This is a genomic window from Winslowiella toletana (assembly GCF_032164335.1).
Lineage (GTDB): Bacteria > Pseudomonadota > Gammaproteobacteria > Enterobacterales > Enterobacteriaceae > Erwinia > Erwinia toletana_A.
The window spans coordinates 4,412,600-4,428,876 of record NZ_CP134152.1 but is presented as its reverse complement, the minus strand read 5'-3'; the positions used below and the strand labels follow the sequence as shown (position 1 = coordinate 4,428,876).

The window sequence follows — 16,277 nt, the reverse complement described above, 5'->3', positions numbered from 1 at the left end:
TATCGATGATTTACAACCCACCCGATTTATAGGTTCTCGCTGCCGGCGCGCCGTTGCTGGCGGGGGTTTTTTGCCCCAGCGTTTCCATACGTACCTGGAATGGCGGGAACGGCATCTCAATACCGTGCTCACGGAAACCGTGCAGAATCAGCTGATGCAGCTCATTACGCAACGGCATGCGATGACCCATCTCGGCGGCATAAATACGCAGCTCAAACAGCTGAATCCCCTGTTGTAAATCTACCAGGAAGGCTTCAGGCTGCGGCGTATCCAGCACCCAGCTACAGCGCTCTGAGGCCTGCAGCAGGATGGTATTGATCTCCTCACTGTTAGCGGTGGCCGGTGCCGGTATAGTCAGTACCACGCGCGTAACGGAGTCAGAGAGAGACCAGTTGACGAACTGTTCGGTAATAAAGGCCTTATTCGGCACAATGATCTCTTTGCGGTCCCAGTCAGTAATGGTGGTGGCGCGAGTATTGATGCGGGTAATACTCCCGGTAAGATCGCGAATGGTCACGGTATCGCCTATACGGATCGGTTTCTCAAACAGAATGATCAGGCCAGAGATAAAGTTGGCGAAGATCTCCTGTAAACCAAAACCCAGTCCGACACCGAGTGCGGCAACCAGCCATTGCAGTTTCGACCACTCAATACCAATCATCGAAAAACCGACCAGCCCACCCACCAACAGCAGCACATACTTGGTCAGGGTGGTAATCGCATAGCCGGTGCCGGGAGTTAAGCTAAGATGCTGTAACAGCGCCAGTTCCAGCAGCGCGGGCATATTGCGCACCAGCTGGGTGGTAATAATCAATACCAGTATGGCGATGAGTATTGAACCGAGGGTAATTGGCTCAATACTTTCCACACCCTGTACCGTGGTGCTGGCGTCCCACAGCTTAATGTTTTCCAGGAAGCCAAACGCGGAATGAATCTCAGACCACAACACAATCACCGAAACCAGCGCGATCAGCGTCAGAATTGAGCGCACCAGCCGCAGTGACTGGGCACTGATGGCATCGAGGTCGATTACCGGCTCATCCAGGTCGACACTGTCGCTGGTTTGCTGCGCTTCTTCTTCGCCGCGTGCGCGATTCGCCAGCATATCGGCACGACGTTGACGTGCGCGATCAAAGGCAATGCGGCGACGCTGAATCAGCATCCATCGGCGGATGATATGGTAAATAATCAGCAGCAGGAACCAGATAGCAACTGAGGTTTCCAGCCTGGCCAGCAGCGCTTGTGCGGTAGCCAGATAGCCAATGCAGGAGGCCAGCGCGGCGACCAGCGGAATGCAGATCATCAGATTCCACAGGATCTTATTAATAACGTTTTCGCCGTTCCCCTCTTTATCGAGATACAACGGCAGGCCGGCGCGCTTCAGGCTGACGGTTACCAGGCTTAATGCACCGCAAATCAGCACAAAGCACAGGCGACCAAGCGTGGCGGAAAACTGTCGCTCTTCCAGATTATCAAAAGCGATCAACAGCATGATCAGCGGCACGATAAAGCCGATCGACAGTGAATAGTAGCGCATGGCGCGCGCCACGCGCTGTTTCGGCCAGCGGAAATGCACCACAAACAGGCCTTGTGGCCGGGCAAAAGCGGCACTGATCATAAATGCCCACAGCACCGGCAGCGTCGCCGTTACGCCGTCGCCAATCGCCACGGCGATGGGGTAGGGCCAGGCGTGTTGCAAACCATAGCCAAGCGCTGCCCACAATACCGGCAGGGGTAAGGCCACCACAATTGACCAGAACACGGTACGCATCGTCAGGCTGAATTGATCCTGCGTTACTTTACCGACGCGGCTGGTCGCTCGTTCGAGGAATGCATGATAGTGACGACGAGAACTGATGCTGATGCCGACTAACAGCAGCGCCGCGATAATCGGCAGCACCGTTTCGCGACTGGTAAGCATCATCACAAATGCGCCGCCGAGCTGGCCTAAAGTATCCAGAGATAACAGACGGTTCAGCGCGTGTGCCACATCGATTGGATATTTCAGGCCAATCGGACTGACATCAGCGGTCCAGAACAGGTAACGGTGCGCGGCCTCGTTAATTTCTGTTAGCGCATCCTGTAACTGGCTGTTGGCTACTTTCAGCTTGGTGACTTCGAGAATTAAGGTGTCACAACCTGAAATCAGCGAGGTAAGCAGTTCCCGCTGGGTACGCAGCTGGGCATCAAGAATGCGTTTCTGTTCATTAGTCAGCTCCTCGCCATTCTCCTGCTTCTGCTGTCTCAGCTGTTGCTGACGATTTAACAGATCTTCGTAATACAGGCGCTGCACGCGCAACTGGCCCATGTCACTGTCAAGCTGCTGAGATTTCGGCATTTCTGGCAGACGAGCGACCTGGGCGCGCAGGGCTTCGCCTAACAGATTGGAGGCACCCAACCACTGAGATTGTTCACGAATGGTGCTCAGCGCCTGACGTACCTGAATGGTCTGATTGGTGGCTTGTCGTTGCTGTGAGGCCACCAAATCCATACGTTGCGCCTGCTGATTCAGCTCGCCAGACAGCTCGCGGTTAACGCGAAACTGCTCAGTAATGCCCGGCGGCAGATCGCCGCTATTTTCCGCCAGCTGTTCGGTACGCTCCAGTGCCAGCTCAGCTTCACGCTGACGCAAGCTGTTCAGCTGATTGCGCAACGCCTGCAGATAGTTGTCCAACTGGGCGGCTTTTTTCTGGTGGACTTCAGCGCGCATGCGCGCCAGTTCCTGACGGTTATTCGCCGACAGCTGCGCCAGCTCCAGCTCGTCAACGCGTGCCTTCTGGGCGGCTGACTCAGCCTGACGCACGTAGATTTGTGCCTGCGCCATTGGCGTGGTGGCGCTGGGTTGTGACTGCAACCGGCGCTCAACTTCACTCAATGCACGACGTGCTTCGGTCTGCTGCTGAGGCAGCTGCGACATTGAATCACTGATTTCGCGTGCGCGATCCTGCTCCTGCTGAGCCTGACGACCCTCTTCCAGCAGCTGGCTGCTGATTTGCAGGATCTCCTGGTCCAGTTCAGCGCTGGTCATAGTGCTGCGTACCGACTTGGTGCTGTCAGTCAGACTGGTGATTTGCTGGCGCAGTTCGCGGGACAGTTTCGGAAAGTCGTCGATAACCTGTTGGTATTGATCGGTCAGTTCAAGCGAGGCTTTACGCTCATTCAGCCAGTTCAGCGCGGTTTCCAGCGTCTGAACCAGTTCCGCCTGATTCGGCGTATTTTTGCCAGACTTAGCCTGCTCAAGCTCTTGCTTAAGCAGACCGTCATCGGGAAGACTGGCAGCTAACACGGGCCAACTTAAACAACAGCCCAGTAAAATAGTAAGAATCAGGCGCACGTTAGGTTCTGCTATTGGTGATGTAACACGGTTTCGGCATCGGTTTTCTGCAAGGCAATTGCCAGCGGTTGACCGAGACGGGTTTTGGTTTCCGGCGTCAGGCTTTCTGCCAGTTTTACTTTGCCTGGCGCAAACAGGTTGATTACCGTTGAGCCAAGTTTAAAGCGGCCCATTTCCTGGCCCTTCAGCAATACCACGGAACCTTCTTCTTCAGCACCCGGCCAGGTCCAGCGTTTAATTACGCCGGTACGCGGCGGCGTTACCGTGCCTGACCAGGCGGTTTCGATGCTGCCGACAATGGTCGCACCGACCAGAATTTGCACCATTGGGCCAAATTCAGTATCGAAGTAACAGATGACGCGTTCATTACGCGCGAACAGATTCGGTACGTTTTGCGCGGTCAGCGGGTTAACCGAGAACAGGTCGCCGGGTACATAGATCATTTCGCGCAGGATACCGTTACACGGCATATGTACGCGGTGATAATCACGAGGCGCAAGGTAAGTGGTCACAAACTCGCCGTCACGGAACTGGTCGGCCATTTGATAGTTACCGGCCAGCAGCGCTTCCAGCGAGTAGTTATGCCCTTTGGCCTGGAAAATATTGTCGCCATCAATATGACCGAGCTGGCTGATTGCGCCATCGGCAGGCAGCACCAGCAGATTCGGGTCGGTATCAATTGGGCGCACGTCGTCACGCAGTGGGCGGACAAAAAAGTCATTGAAGGTGCGATAGGTCGCAGTATCCGCTTTCTGAGCTTCGGACATATCGACCTTATAGAACCAGACAAAGCTGTCGATAACTGCTTTGGTCAGCCATCCTGCGCGCTTGCTGGCGCCCCATCCGGCTAATTCAGTTAACCACTTCTTTGGCAGCAAATAATTCAGGCCGAGTTTAATACGATCCAACACGTTAGCCTCCTGGCTTAATACACGACGTTGAGAGAAAAAGGGGGCGAATTGTAGCAGCGCCCGTTTCTTTAGGCTATGTACCAGACATCATTGCCTGTTGGTGTACAGATTAGTCATCACTGGCGAAGTTTTTACGTGTCTTTACCTGTGACATGCTTTCGAGAATGCGGTGGTAGTTAAAGAAGCGCGACTCATTGATGGTGCCGTTATCCACCGCTTCGCGAATGGCGCAGCCTGGATCGGTATCGTGTTTGCAGTCGCGGAATTTACAATCACCAAGAAACTCACGGAATTCGACAAATCCACGGGTGATTTGTTCCGGTTCGAGGTGCCAGAGACCAAATTCACGTACCCCAGGTGAGTCAATCACATCCCCGCCGTGAGGGAAGTGATAAAGACGGGCGGCGGTAGTGGTGTGCTGACCGAGGCCGGAAACATCAGAAACGTCGTTAGTCAGAATCTCATCGCGACCCAGATCGAGGCCGAGCAGAGCGTTCAGCAGGCTGGATTTACCGACGCCGGACTGTCCGGCAAAGATGCTGATGCGGCCAGTCAGTGCCTCTTCCAGCTCTTTCAGGCCCTGTTTTTCATGGCTGGAAACCATCAATACGCGGTAGCCAATATGGCGATAAATATCCATCTGCTCATCCACAAAGGCACGGCCTTTGTCATCCAGCAGATCGGTTTTATTCAGCACCAGCAGTGGTTCGACATCCAGCGTTTCGCTGGCAACCAGGTAGCGGTCGATGATATTCAGTGAAAGCTCGGGCAAAATCGCCGAGACGATGACGATTTGATTGATATTAGCGGCAATCGGTTTAACGCCGTCATAGAAATCCGGACGTGTCAGTACCGAGGTGCGTTCATGCACCGCTTCAACAATGCCTTTTACCGTTGCGCCGCCTTCCTGACCCGGACGCCAGACAACGCGATCGCCGGTGACCAGCGAGCGAATAGTGCGACGAATGTTGCAGCGATGCACCGTTCCATCAGCATCCTCGACGTCGGCGTGCATGCCAAAACGACTGATCACAATACCATCGCGCGCTTCACCAAACAGGCTGTCGTCAGGCTCAGGTTTGCCTTCACGCTGTTTCAGGCGGCGATCGTGGTTGGCGCTGACGCGACGTTGTTGACCTTTGGACAGTTTATTTTTGCTCACTCTACCTCACAGAACTGACGGCGGTTCGCCCATACCGGGCAAAACGTCTATGATACACCCTTATTCGTTGTAATGACGACTTTGGCAACTGCGGGATTAAACATGAGCGGAAATGAAAATAACCTGATTTGGATCGACCTTGAAATGACCGGCCTCGATCCCGAGCGCGATCGCATTATTGAGATTGCGACGCTGGTGACGGATGCCAATCTGAATATCCTGGCGGAAGGCCCGGTGATTGCAGTTCATCAGAGCGACGAACAGCTGGCGTTAATGGATGACTGGAATGTGCGCACCCATACCGGCAGCGGGCTGGTCGAGCGGGTTAAAGCCAGCCAGTTTGACGATCGCGCTGCTGAGCGGGCGACCATCGAGTTTCTGCAACAGTGGGCACCGGCAAATAAGTCACCGATTTGTGGCAACAGCGTCGGTCAGGATCGTCGTTTCCTGTTTAAATATATGCCGGAGCTGGAAGCCTATTTCCACTATCGTTATCTTGATGTCAGCACCTTAAAAGAGCTGGCTCGCCGCTGGAAACCAGAAATTCTGCCAGGTTTTAAAAAGCAGGGTACGCATCAGGCATTGGATGATATTCGTGAATCAGTCGCTGAACTGGCTTATTACCGCGAACATTTTATTCAGCCCTGAACCTCACGGGCGGCGTTTTGCCGCCCGCGCTAATAATTTGTACAGCGATGGGCTAATAAAACAGCAATTGCTGCGAAAGCGAAAATAATTACTTTCCGGGAGTTGCAGGGGAGGTAATTTTTCGTATAATGCGCACCCCGTACCGGTGAAGAATTTTATTGGTACGCAGAGCGGGAATAGCTCAGTTGGTAGAGCACGACCTTGCCAAGGTCGGGGTCGCGAGTTCGAGTCTCGTTTCCCGCTCCAAATTTTTTTCAAACCTCCCAGTTATACACTTCCTGACACAAGCCTTAATTTTTTCCAGTTGCAGATTGCTGCCAGCGAATATTTTTCACTGATGCAGTGAATAACACTCCCTCTTCAGATTATTACGCGACTTCTTTCTGGTTGTCCGATGAGCCTCGCCCGGAAACATAAACATTCGCCGTCCTTCAATGTCCCTTCGAATAACTCAGCCCTGAACTTTTTAACTGGCGTCTCATCTAATTTATTGCTGTTAACTGACCGTTGTTAATAGTCGATGTGAACCGTCTCAGCAGGATCGCTGATATATCGGATACCGCTGCGTCTTCAACCGAGTCTGGATAGGAAATCTATAGATGAAATGGACCGCAATACTCAAAATGATACTGACGGCAACTGCCTTTTTCTCAATGACGCATAGTGCTGTAGCGCAAAGCGAACGGGTGTTCCCGGAGCTAAGGCCGCCGACCGATACCGCCAAAGATATTCGGGTGATTGGATTTGCCGGTGGTTTCAACTTGCCCATATGGGTAGCCGAGCGACAGGGCTTTTTTGCTGATGAGGGGTTGAAAGTGAGTCTGGATTTCACTCCCGGCTCTACCTATCAGATGTCGAATTTAATCGCCGGGAACTACGATGTTGCCATGACGACGTTTGACAATGTTATCGCTTATCGTGAGGGGCAGGGGGAAGCGTGGATTCCGCCGGGACAGAAGATCGACGTGGTGTCAGTTTTGGCTTCCGACAACGGATTTCTTTCAATATCGGCGCAGCCTGATGTTGAAAGTATCGCAGCGTTAAAGGGGCGGACGATTACTGTTGATGCCATGACCACCGGTTTTGCCTTCGTGATGCGGGAGATGCTGGCGCGAAATGGCGTTGAGGAGAGTTCTGTCAAATTCGAACGTGCGGGTGGGGTTGCCAGTCGCTATCGCGATATGCTGACAGATAAAAGTCACGCAGCCACCATCCAGATGACGCCATTCGACCTGCTGGGGCAGGCCGCTGGATTACGCACGCTGGCCAGGGTATCAGATGAATTGGGGCCGTATCAGGGAATGACCGCTGCGGTTAGCCGGAGTTGGGCGCAACAGAATCGTCAGTCTGTCGTGGGTTTTATCCGCGCCTACAGGAAAGCCATTGACTGGCTGTATAATCCGCAAAATCGTCAGGTGGCAGAGGCTATTCTGGTGGCTAACGCAGGGGCCTCAATGACGCCTGCACTGGCGAAAGGTACGTTGGATATTATGCTGACGCCAGAAACCGGATTCTTTCGCGATTCCGCTCTCCATCCCGAGGGGATGAAGCTGGTTCTGGCACTTCGTTCCAAATATGGTATTCCTGCCAGGACGTTAAGCGATCCTGAACCGTATCTCGATCTGTCGTTCTATCAACAAGCAAACATGTAACAGTTTGATTATGCTGCTGTGCGGCATCAATAACGTACGGCAGCATAGTTTTCCGGGTGACGAACTTCCAGGCATTCAAACCGTCTTTGTGAACAAAGGGCTTGCCATCATTTTCGAACAGGTCCATAATGGCGACCTTCCCTGACAAGGGGATGCGTAAAAGTTCTTTTAATCAGTAGGTTAGCGATTTAAAGGCCATTTACGGTTAGAAAATAGAGTAAGTTGTCGCTGATAAAGCGCACCGGTTCCAAAGCGGGAATAGCTCAGTTGGTAGAGCACGACCTTGCCAAGGTCGGGGTCGCGAGTTCGAGTCTCGTTTCCCGCTCCAAAAATTTGATTTTGCAGTATTGCAGTACACCAGTTCCAAAGCGGGAATAGCTCAGTTGGTAGAGCACGACCTTGCCAAGGTCGGGGTCGCGAGTTCGAGTCTCGTTTCCCGCTCCAAAATTTGATTTTGCTGTTTACAGCACACCAGTTCTTATGCGGGAATAGCTCAGTTGGTAGAGCACGACCTTGCCAAGGTCGGGGTCGCGAGTTCGAGTCTCGTTTCCCGCTCCAAATTTTTAAACTTCCTTTTTCAGATGAATTATCCACAGCGATAAGTCGACTGCTCTTTGCTGCATTCCCCAATAGTCAAAATCTTTTAAACAGAGTTATCCACAGGTTAGTTGTTGCTGCTGCTCAGGTATTTTTGCAGTCGATAATTCCATGTGAAATATAACAATATGATTTAAAAGTAAAAAATAACTTTATGGTTTTTCGTTCCAATCGCGTTTTGCGGCTGTGACAGTTGAATGACAACGCTTTTTTATTTTTATTCACAGCGTGTGGAAAACCTGAAGTGAGTCGCCCGCCATTCAATCGTACGCTTATGCATCACGTGGTAATCCCTTCTCGATAGCCCGCACCAGGCGTTTTTGCTGCGGTCGTTGAACCTCAATCACCTGTTCGCTGCGTTTAATCTGCTGTTGCGCCAATGCCCAGTGGATATGTTCATCCAACATTGCATTTTCGCCCACTCGCGCGCCCAGCGCCGCCACGATCTCTGTATCCCAGGGCGCATTGCCCATTGCCACCGCAATATTGCGCAACCAGCGCAGATGACCAATGCGGCGAATTGCCGAGCCTTCCGTAATGCGTAAAAACTTTGCCTCATCCCAGGCAAAAAGTTCACTCAGCGGCGGAGCGTGCAACACCGCCCGTGGACTAAAATCATCTTCGTCGGTAAGTTGGCCGTAACGGTTCCATGGACAAATTAGCTGGCAGTCGTCGCAACCGTAAATCCGGTTACCAATCAGTGGGCGAAATTCCTCCGGAATCACTCCCTCCAGCTCAATAGTGAGATAGGAAATGCAGCGGCGGGCATCAACCACGTAGGGTTCAACAATGGCACCGGTTGGGCAGGTGGTGATACAGGCCACGCAGCGCCCGCAGTTCTCTTCCTGCGGTTGATCCACCGGTAATGGAATATCAATTAACAATTCACCGAGGAAAAACCATGAACCTGCTTCGCGATTCAGAATCAAAGAGTGTTTACCGGTCCAGCCCAGCCCGGCTTTGACCGCCAGCGGGCGCTCAAGCAACGGGGCTGAGTCGACAAAGGGGCGGTACTGACTGTCGCCACAGCGCTCGCGGATCATATCGCCAAGCTTTTTCAAGCGATTGCGTAATACTTTGTGGTAATCACGTCCCAGCGCATAACGACTAACATAACCAAGGCGGGGATTTTTCAGCGTGCTGGCAAAAGCTGCTTTGGCAGGAAGATAGTTCATCCGTACGCTGATTACGCGCAGCGTACCGGGCAACAATTCATGCGGGCGGGCGCGCATCATGCCATGACGCGCCATCCAGTCCATTTCGCCATGATACTGTTTGTCCAGCCATGCCTGCAGCCGCGGTTCTTCCGGCGTTAAGTCGGTATCGCAAATACCGACCTGCTGAAAACCGAGCGACAGTCCCCACTGTTTAATATCCTGGGCAAGCTGATGAAGATCGAGAGGGTGCGACATGACTGACCATAGAGAAAGAGAAAACACCGCCAGTTTACCACACTCTGTATGGCCTGCAGAGGCGATGAGCCATCTGGAAACCTCAGCCGCAGACACCCTCGGAATTACGCTGTTTGAACTGATGCAGCGCGCGGGTGGAGCCGTATATGAACATATCATCCGGCGCTGGCCGGATGCGCATCACTGGTTAATTTTATGCGGACACGGTAACAACGGTGGTGACGGTTATGTTGTGGCACGACTGGCGCAGGCGGCCGGAATTGAGGTAACGCTGCTGGCTTGTGAAGGCAGTAAGCCGCTGCCGGATGAAGCGCAGGCTGCGCGCGATAGCTGGCTGGCGGCGGGCGGTTTGATCCATGCTGCCGATGCGCCCTGGCCGGAAAAAGTCGAAGTAATCGTGGATGCTTTGCTGGGTACCGGATTAAATCGTCCACCAAAAGCACCGTATGATGAATTAATCGCCAAAGCTAATCAGCACCCTGCGCCGAAATTTGCCGTCGATATTCCTTCCGGCCTACAGGCGACTAACGGTGCTGCTGCTGGTGAGGCGATCGAGGCGGCCGGAACTCTGACGTTTATCGCACTGAAACCAGGATTACTGACCGGGAAAGCCCGCGATTACGTTGGCAAACTGAGCTATCACGCGCTGGGTCTGGAGTGCTGGCTTGCGGGCCAGCAAGCGCCGATGACGCGTTATGATGCCAGTGATTTAGCGCAGTGGCTGCGACCGCGCCGGGCAACGTCCCATAAAGGCGATCACGGGCGTTTATTGATTATTGGTGGCGATCACGGCACCGCCGGCGCGATTCGCATGACCAGCGAAGCGGCACTGCGCAGTGGTGCAGGATTAGTGCGAGTACTTACTCACAAACAGAATATTGCCTCACTGCTGACCGCCCGTCCGGAGCTGATGGTGCAGGAATTAACCGCAGAAGCACTGGATGACGGGCTGGAATGGGCCGATGTGATTGTCATTGGCCCCGGCCTCGGCCAGGGAGACTGGGGTAAGAAGGCGCTGAAAAAGGTTGAAAACAGTCAGAAACCGATGCTTTGGGACGCAGATGCGCTTAACCTGCTGGCAATCAGCCCTGAGAAACGTCAGAATCGAATTATTACGCCGCATCCTGGTGAAGCAGCACGGTTGCTGAATGTTAAAACGGCTGAAATTGAGAGTGACCGCTTACATGCGGCGCAGCGCCTGGTAAAACGCTATGGCGGTGTGGTAGTACTGAAAGGCGCAGGAACTGTTATCGCCAGTCAGCAGGGCGAACTGGCGTTTGCCGATGTCGGTAATGCTGGCATGGCCTCGGGCGGTATGGGCGATGTGCTTTCCGGTATTATCGGCGGACTGACAGGGCAAAAACTCTCATTGTATGATGCTGCCTGTGCCGGCTGTGTGGTGCATGGCGCGGCCGCAGACTCCCTGGCGGCACGCTATGGTACACGCGGTATGTTAGCAACCGATCTGTTTTCCGAGCTGTATCTGTTTGTCAATCCAGAGATTTCGAATACTAAAGCATGAATACCAGTGTTATCGCATTGCCCGATGAGGCAGCAACCCTAGAACTGGGTGCCAGTGTGGCCCGCGCTTGCGACAGCGCGGCGGTCATCCATCTTTATGGCGATTTAGGCGCAGGCAAAACCACCTTTAGTCGCGGATTTTTACAGGCGCTGGGCCACCAGGGCAATGTGAAAAGCCCGACTTATACGCTGGTTGAACCCTATACGCTGCCCGGACGCACGGTTTATCATTTTGATCTCTATCGCCTGGCCGATCCTGAAGAGCTGGAGTTTATGGGGATTCGTGACTATTTTGCTGACGATACCCTTTGTCTGGTGGAGTGGCCGCAGCAGGGCGAAGGCGTATTGCCGCCACCCGATTTAGCCCTGCATTTGCACTATCAGGCGCAGGGGCGTCTGGCTGAAATCACCGCACTTTCTACTGCAGGAGAACGTATGTTGCAGCAGTTCACCGCGAACAAGGATTGCCCATGATGTTTCGCGTTAGATTAGCGTTGATGTTGGCATGCTGTCTGGCTTCATTCTCCTCACTGGCGGCGAATCTTTCCGATATAAAAGTCTCCAATGGCAACAGTAAAGCCACCATTACTCTGAGCTTTAACGGTCAGCCGGTGTACGGTTTTTTTCCGCTGCATGGCCCAGAGCGGGTGGTGCTGGATATTCGCCAGAGTGGTGTGATTCAGGGGTTGCCGCTGACGTTTAGCGGTGACAACATCGTCAAACGCATTCGTTCCAGCCAGCCAAAAGACAGCCAGAGCATCCGGCTGGTATTTGAACTGACGCAGGCCGGGCGTACCCGCGCGGTAACCAAACGCAACGGCAATAATTATGACGTGGTGTTCACTATTACCGGCACGCAAACCGCTAGCAGCAGTCCGCGTCCGGCAGCAGTGAGCAGCGCCACGCGCAGCAATCCGGTAACCAAAACTGCGCCAGCCAAACCGGAGCGTAATCCGTTCGACGGTAACAAAGTGACGGCGGTGACCAGCGGCAATACGCGCGTGGCACCGGGACGCACCAGCTCCAGCGCCAATGATACTATCGTGGTGGCTATCGATGCCGGACACGGCGGTCAGGATCCCGGGGCGATTGGTCGTGATGGCCTGAAAGAGAAGAACGTGACCATTGCCATCGCGCGCAAGCTAAAAGCATTGCTTAATGCCGACCCGATGTTTAAAGGCGTGCTGACCCGCGATGGTGACTATTTTATTTCGGTAATGGGGCGATCTGACGTGGCGCGTAAGCAAAATGCCAATGTGCTGATCTCTATCCACGCCGATGCGGCGCCAAATCGTAGCGCATCAGGTGCCTCGGTCTGGGTGCTCTCTAACCGTCGCGCCAACAGTGAAATGGCTAACTGGCTGGAGCAGCACGAGAAACAGTCGGAACTGCTGGGCGGTGCAGGTGATTTGCTGGCAAACAGTCAGGCCGATCCCTATCTGAGTCAAGCGGTACTGGATTTACAGTTTGGTCACTCGCAGCGCGTCGGCTATGACGTGGCGGAGAAAGTTCTCGCTGAGCTGCAGCGTGTGGGTTCGCTGCATAAGCGCCGCCCGGAACATGCCAGCCTTGGCGTATTGCGTTCGCCGGATATTCCGTCACTGTTGGTGGAAACCGGTTTTATCAGTAACCCTGCGGAGGAGCGACTGCTAGGCAGTAGCGCGTACCAGGAGAAGATTGCCCAGTCGATTTACAAAGGACTGCGCAACTACTTCCTGACGCATCCGCTACAATCCGGCCCAAAGCAGGAAAACCGTCCGCTGGAGTCAGCAGCGGCGGTTAACGTAAGAGCTAACAGTTCATCGACGGCAACGCACTACACTGGCGCGACAAAGCGCCACGTCGTGCAGCGCGGTGAAACGCTGTCGGGCATCGCGGCACATAATGGTGTCAGCATGGCCACCTTGCGCTCGCTCAACAATCTGAAAAAAGATGGCGTCTGGGTCGGGCAGCGCTTGAAAGTTCCGGCTGGCGCCACCACTACCACTAAAGTCAGCAGTAAGCCGAAGAAGCATAAAGTGGTGCGGGGTGATTCTCTGACGGCGATTGCCGTTCATTATGGCGTCAGTTCGAAAGCCATTATGCAGGCCAACAATATGAAAAGTACCAATGTGATGTTGGGACAAACACTTTCTATTCCCGCATCCTGACATACAAGGATAAAGCATGCCCATTCAGGTGTTACCACCCCAACTGGCTAACCAAATCGCGGCGGGTGAAGTGGTTGAACGACCAGCGTCGGTGGTCAAGGAGCTGGTGGAGAACAGTCTGGATGCAGGCGCGACGCGTATTGATATTGATATCGAAAAAGGCGGCGCCAAGCTGATCCGCATTCGTGACAATGGCTGTGGCATCAGTAAAGATGAACTGGCGATGGCCCTTGCGCGTCATGCTACCAGTAAAATCACCACCCTTGACGATCTGGAAGCGATTGTCAGCCTCGGTTTTCGCGGCGAAGCGCTGGCCAGTATCAGTTCGGTTTCTCGTCTGACGTTAACCTCGCGCACCGAAGCGCAAAGTGAAGCCTGGCAAGCCTATGCTGAAGGGCGTGATATGGCGGTAACCGTCAAACCTGCCGCGCATCCGCAAGGCACCACGCTGGAAGTGCTCGATCTGTTTTATAACACACCAGCGCGTCGCAAATTTATGCGCACCGAAAAAACTGAGTTTACCCATATTGATGAGGTGATACGCCGCATTGCGCTGGCGCGCTTTGATGTGGCGATTGCATTAACCCACAACGGTAAACTGGTGCGGCAGTACCGCGGCGTGAGTGAAAGCAGCCAGCAGGAGCGCCGACTGGCGGCGATTTGCGGCAGCGCCTTTATGACTCATGCGCTGGCGATTGAGTGGCAGCATGGCGATCTGAGTTTGCATGGTTGGGTCGCCGATCCGGCCGGTTCACGCCAGGTGACTGAGCTGCAATACTGCTACGTCAATGGCCGCATGATGCGCGATCGTCTGATTAACCATGCGATCCGCCAGGCCTATCAGGACAAGCTGGGAGATAACCATCAGCCTGCCTACGTGCTTTATCTGCAAATCGATCCGCACCAGGTAGATGTGAATGTGCATCCTGCCAAGCATGAAGTGCGTTTTCATCAGTCGCGGCTGGTACATGATTTTATCTATCAGGGCGTGCTGAGTGCGCTGCAGGAAACGGGCGCAGAAACCTTAGCCGAACTTGCGACGCCGGAAGCCCCAGCCGAACGCTGGCAGCCGGAAAATCGCCAGGCGGCCGGAGCTAACCACTTTGCTACGCCCGCAGCGCCTTCTTCAGCGCCGAAAGCGGCTTCAGGCGGAGCCGGAAACAGTAACTGGCAGCGTCAGGAGCCAGGCTATCAGCCGCGCGAAGGTAAAGCGTATCAGCAACTGCTGAAAACGCCTGAACCTCCACGCGCGCGTGAAGCGGCCCCTGAGGTCACGCCAGCACAGAAAACCGCAGAACCCTTGCATGCGCACAGTCAAAGTTTTGGCCGCGTGCTGACGGTTATGCGCGAGCATTATGCGCTGGTTGAACGCGGCAGCAGCCTGGCGCTGATTGCCTTGCCGGTGGCCGAACGCTGGCTGAAACAGGCGCAGCTCGATCCGGCTGACGAAGGGTTAAAACCGCAGCCGCTGTTAATCCCGGTAAGATTAAAAGTTGATAAGCCGGAGCGTGAGGCGATTGGCCGTTTTGCTGAGTTACTGACCCGGATGGGCATTGATGTGCAGCTGGACGCACAGCATGTGACGCTACGCGCTGTCCCTTTACCATTGCGCCAACAAAATTTACAAAACTTGATTCCAGAACTGTTAGGCTATCTCGCCCGGCAGCAGGATGCCTCGCCAGCCTCAGTTGCACAATGGCTGGCACGCCAGGCAATGGCAGAGCATCCGCACTGGAATCACTCGCAGGCGATTGCGCTGTTGGCGGAAGTCGAAAGACTCTGTCCGGCACTGATTAAATCGCCACCTTCTGGATTAGTGCAACCGATCGATATTGATATGGCGTTGACCGCCCTGAAGCATGAGTGACAGAACAATGGCTGGCCGGCCTAAGGCAATTTTTTTGATGGGGCCAACGGCTTCCGGTAAGACCGCGTTAGCCATTGAGCTACGTAAGCATCTGCCGGTTGAGTTGATCAGCGTTGACTCAGCACTGATTTATCGCGGAATGGATATTGGCACAGCCAAGCCCTCTGCGGAAGAGTTAGCGCAGGCGCCTCATCGCCTGATGGATATTCTCGATCCTTCGCAAGCCTGGTCGGCAGCGGAGTTTCGACGCGATGCATTAGCAGAAATGGCGGATATTAGCCGTGAAGGCCGAATTCCGCTGCTTGTTGGTGGTACCATGCTCTATTACAAGGCGTTACTTGAAGGGTTGTCGCCGTTGCCCTCGGCTGACCCGGAGGTACGCCAGCGTATTGAGCAGATGGCGAGTGAGCAGGGTTGGGATGCCTTACACCGCCAATTATGTGAAATTGATCCCGTTGCTGGTAGTCGTATTCATCCGAATGATCCCCAGAGACTCTCGCGAGCACTGGAAGTTTTTTTTATTTCGGGTAAAACTTTAACGGAGCTGACAAAAATATCGGGCGAAGCATTACCTTATGAGGTGAGCCAGTTCGCCATCGCCCCCGCGAATCGCGAGTTGTTGCACCAACGTATCGAAGTGCGTTTTAAGCAGATGTTAGCGTCAGGTTTTGAAGCGGAGGCTCGGGCACTGTTTGCACGAGGAGATTTGCATACGGACATGCCTTCCATTCGTTGTGTCGGCTACCGCCAGATGTGGTCATATCTGGCGGGTGAAATCGACTATGACGATATGGTTTATCGGGGGATTTGCGCGACCCGGCAGTTGGCTAAGCGTCAGATTACCTGGTTACGTGGCTGGCAGAATGTTCACTGGCTTGATAGCGAACAGCCTGAATTGGCCCGTGATACGGTATTACAGGTTCTTAGTGCGAAGCATGGGTGATTGTGTACAATTGGTGCGTTAACGTGCGCAAATTTTTACGTAGTATTTCAGGACCGCAGGGTTCTTAAGTAACAAACAAC

Annotated in this window: 11 protein-coding genes and 4 tRNA genes; 11 read left to right on the top strand and 4 right to left on the bottom strand. The window is 53.8% G+C overall.

Going from position 1 to position 16,277, the window contains the following annotated elements:
- Nucleotides 1-10 precede the first annotated feature (10 nt).
- The 3 genes from mscM to rsgA form a co-directional block, all read right to left on the bottom strand.
- Nucleotides 11-3,334, bottom strand: coding sequence for a miniconductance mechanosensitive channel MscM (gene mscM, locus RIN69_RS20125; protein WP_313854091.1), 3,324 nt, complete (start codon nucleotides 3,332-3,334; stop codon nucleotides 11-13).
- An 11-nt stretch (nucleotides 3,335-3,345) separates the two neighbouring features.
- The gene (gene asd / locus RIN69_RS20120; protein ID WP_313854090.1) at nucleotides 3,346-4,245 is read right to left on the bottom strand and encodes an archaetidylserine decarboxylase; all 900 of its coding nucleotides are present in this window, start codon (nucleotides 4,243-4,245) and stop codon (nucleotides 3,346-3,348) included.
- A 109-nt stretch (nucleotides 4,246-4,354) separates the two neighbouring features.
- Nucleotides 4,355-5,407 carry a small ribosomal subunit biogenesis GTPase RsgA gene (gene rsgA / locus RIN69_RS20115; RefSeq protein WP_313854088.1) on the bottom strand — a complete coding sequence of 351 codons (1,053 nt, stop codon included), beginning with the start codon at nucleotides 5,405-5,407 and terminating at the stop codon, nucleotides 4,355-4,357.
- A 102-nt stretch (nucleotides 5,408-5,509) separates the two neighbouring features.
- On the opposite strand from rsgA, the gene orn reads away from it, so the two are divergent.
- The 6 genes from orn to RIN69_RS20085 all read left to right on the top strand — a co-directional run bounded on the left by orn (nucleotide 5,510) and on the right by RIN69_RS20085 (nucleotide 8,265).
- Nucleotides 5,510-6,055 carry an oligoribonuclease gene (orn, locus tag RIN69_RS20110; protein WP_313854086.1) on the top strand — a complete coding sequence of 182 codons (546 nt, stop codon included), beginning with the start codon at nucleotides 5,510-5,512 and terminating at the stop codon, nucleotides 6,053-6,055.
- 170 nt (nucleotides 6,056-6,225) lie between these two features.
- A tRNA-Gly gene (locus RIN69_RS20105) sits at nucleotides 6,226-6,301 on the top strand.
- A gap of 353 nt (nucleotides 6,302-6,654) precedes the next feature.
- Entirely contained in the window at nucleotides 6,655-7,707 is a 1,053-nt protein-coding gene (locus RIN69_RS20100; protein WP_313854084.1) for an ABC transporter substrate-binding protein, read from the top strand.
- A 252-nt stretch (nucleotides 7,708-7,959) separates the two neighbouring features.
- A tRNA-Gly gene (locus RIN69_RS20095) sits at nucleotides 7,960-8,035 on the top strand.
- A gap of 40 nt (nucleotides 8,036-8,075) precedes the next feature.
- Nucleotides 8,076-8,151, top strand: a tRNA-Gly gene (locus RIN69_RS20090).
- A 38-nt stretch (nucleotides 8,152-8,189) separates the two neighbouring features.
- Nucleotides 8,190-8,265: transfer RNA gene (locus RIN69_RS20085), tRNA-Gly, on the top strand.
- 311 nt (nucleotides 8,266-8,576) lie between these two features.
- On the opposite strand, the gene queG is transcribed toward RIN69_RS20085, so the two are convergent.
- The gene (gene queG / locus RIN69_RS20080) at nucleotides 8,577-9,716 is read right to left on the bottom strand and encodes a tRNA epoxyqueuosine(34) reductase QueG (protein ID WP_313854082.1); all 1,140 of its coding nucleotides are present in this window, start codon (nucleotides 9,714-9,716) and stop codon (nucleotides 8,577-8,579) included.
- On the opposite strand from queG, the gene nnr reads away from it, so the two are divergent.
- From nnr to miaA, 5 genes are read left to right on the top strand one after another with little or no spacing between them, the layout of a single operon-like run.
- Nucleotides 9,715-11,238: a bifunctional ADP-dependent NAD(P)H-hydrate dehydratase/NAD(P)H-hydrate epimerase gene (gene nnr, locus RIN69_RS20075; protein ID WP_313854079.1), complete on the top strand. Its 1,524-nt coding sequence runs from the start codon at nucleotides 9,715-9,717 to the stop codon at nucleotides 11,236-11,238. The two genes, queG and nnr, sit on opposite strands and share 2 nt — an antisense overlap.
- Nucleotides 11,235-11,711, top strand: a complete 477-nt coding sequence (gene tsaE, locus RIN69_RS20070; RefSeq protein WP_313854077.1) for a tRNA (adenosine(37)-N6)-threonylcarbamoyltransferase complex ATPase subunit type 1 TsaE — start codon at nucleotides 11,235-11,237, stop codon at nucleotides 11,709-11,711. Before nnr ends, tsaE begins: the two co-directional genes overlap by 4 nt.
- Nucleotides 11,708-13,387, top strand: a complete 1,680-nt coding sequence (gene amiB, locus RIN69_RS20065; protein ID WP_390902447.1) for an N-acetylmuramoyl-L-alanine amidase AmiB — start codon at nucleotides 11,708-11,710, stop codon at nucleotides 13,385-13,387. The genes tsaE and amiB overlap by 4 nt, the downstream gene beginning before the upstream one ends.
- A 16-nt stretch (nucleotides 13,388-13,403) precedes the next feature.
- A complete protein-coding gene (gene mutL / locus RIN69_RS20060; protein ID WP_313854076.1) occupies nucleotides 13,404-15,254 on the top strand; it encodes a DNA mismatch repair endonuclease MutL in 1,851 nt (616 codons plus the stop codon).
- Nucleotides 15,247-16,197, top strand: a complete 951-nt coding sequence (gene miaA, locus RIN69_RS20055; RefSeq protein WP_313854074.1) for a tRNA (adenosine(37)-N6)-dimethylallyltransferase MiaA — start codon at nucleotides 15,247-15,249, stop codon at nucleotides 16,195-16,197. Before mutL ends, miaA begins: the two co-directional genes overlap by 8 nt.
- Nucleotides 16,198-16,277 lie beyond the last annotated feature (80 nt).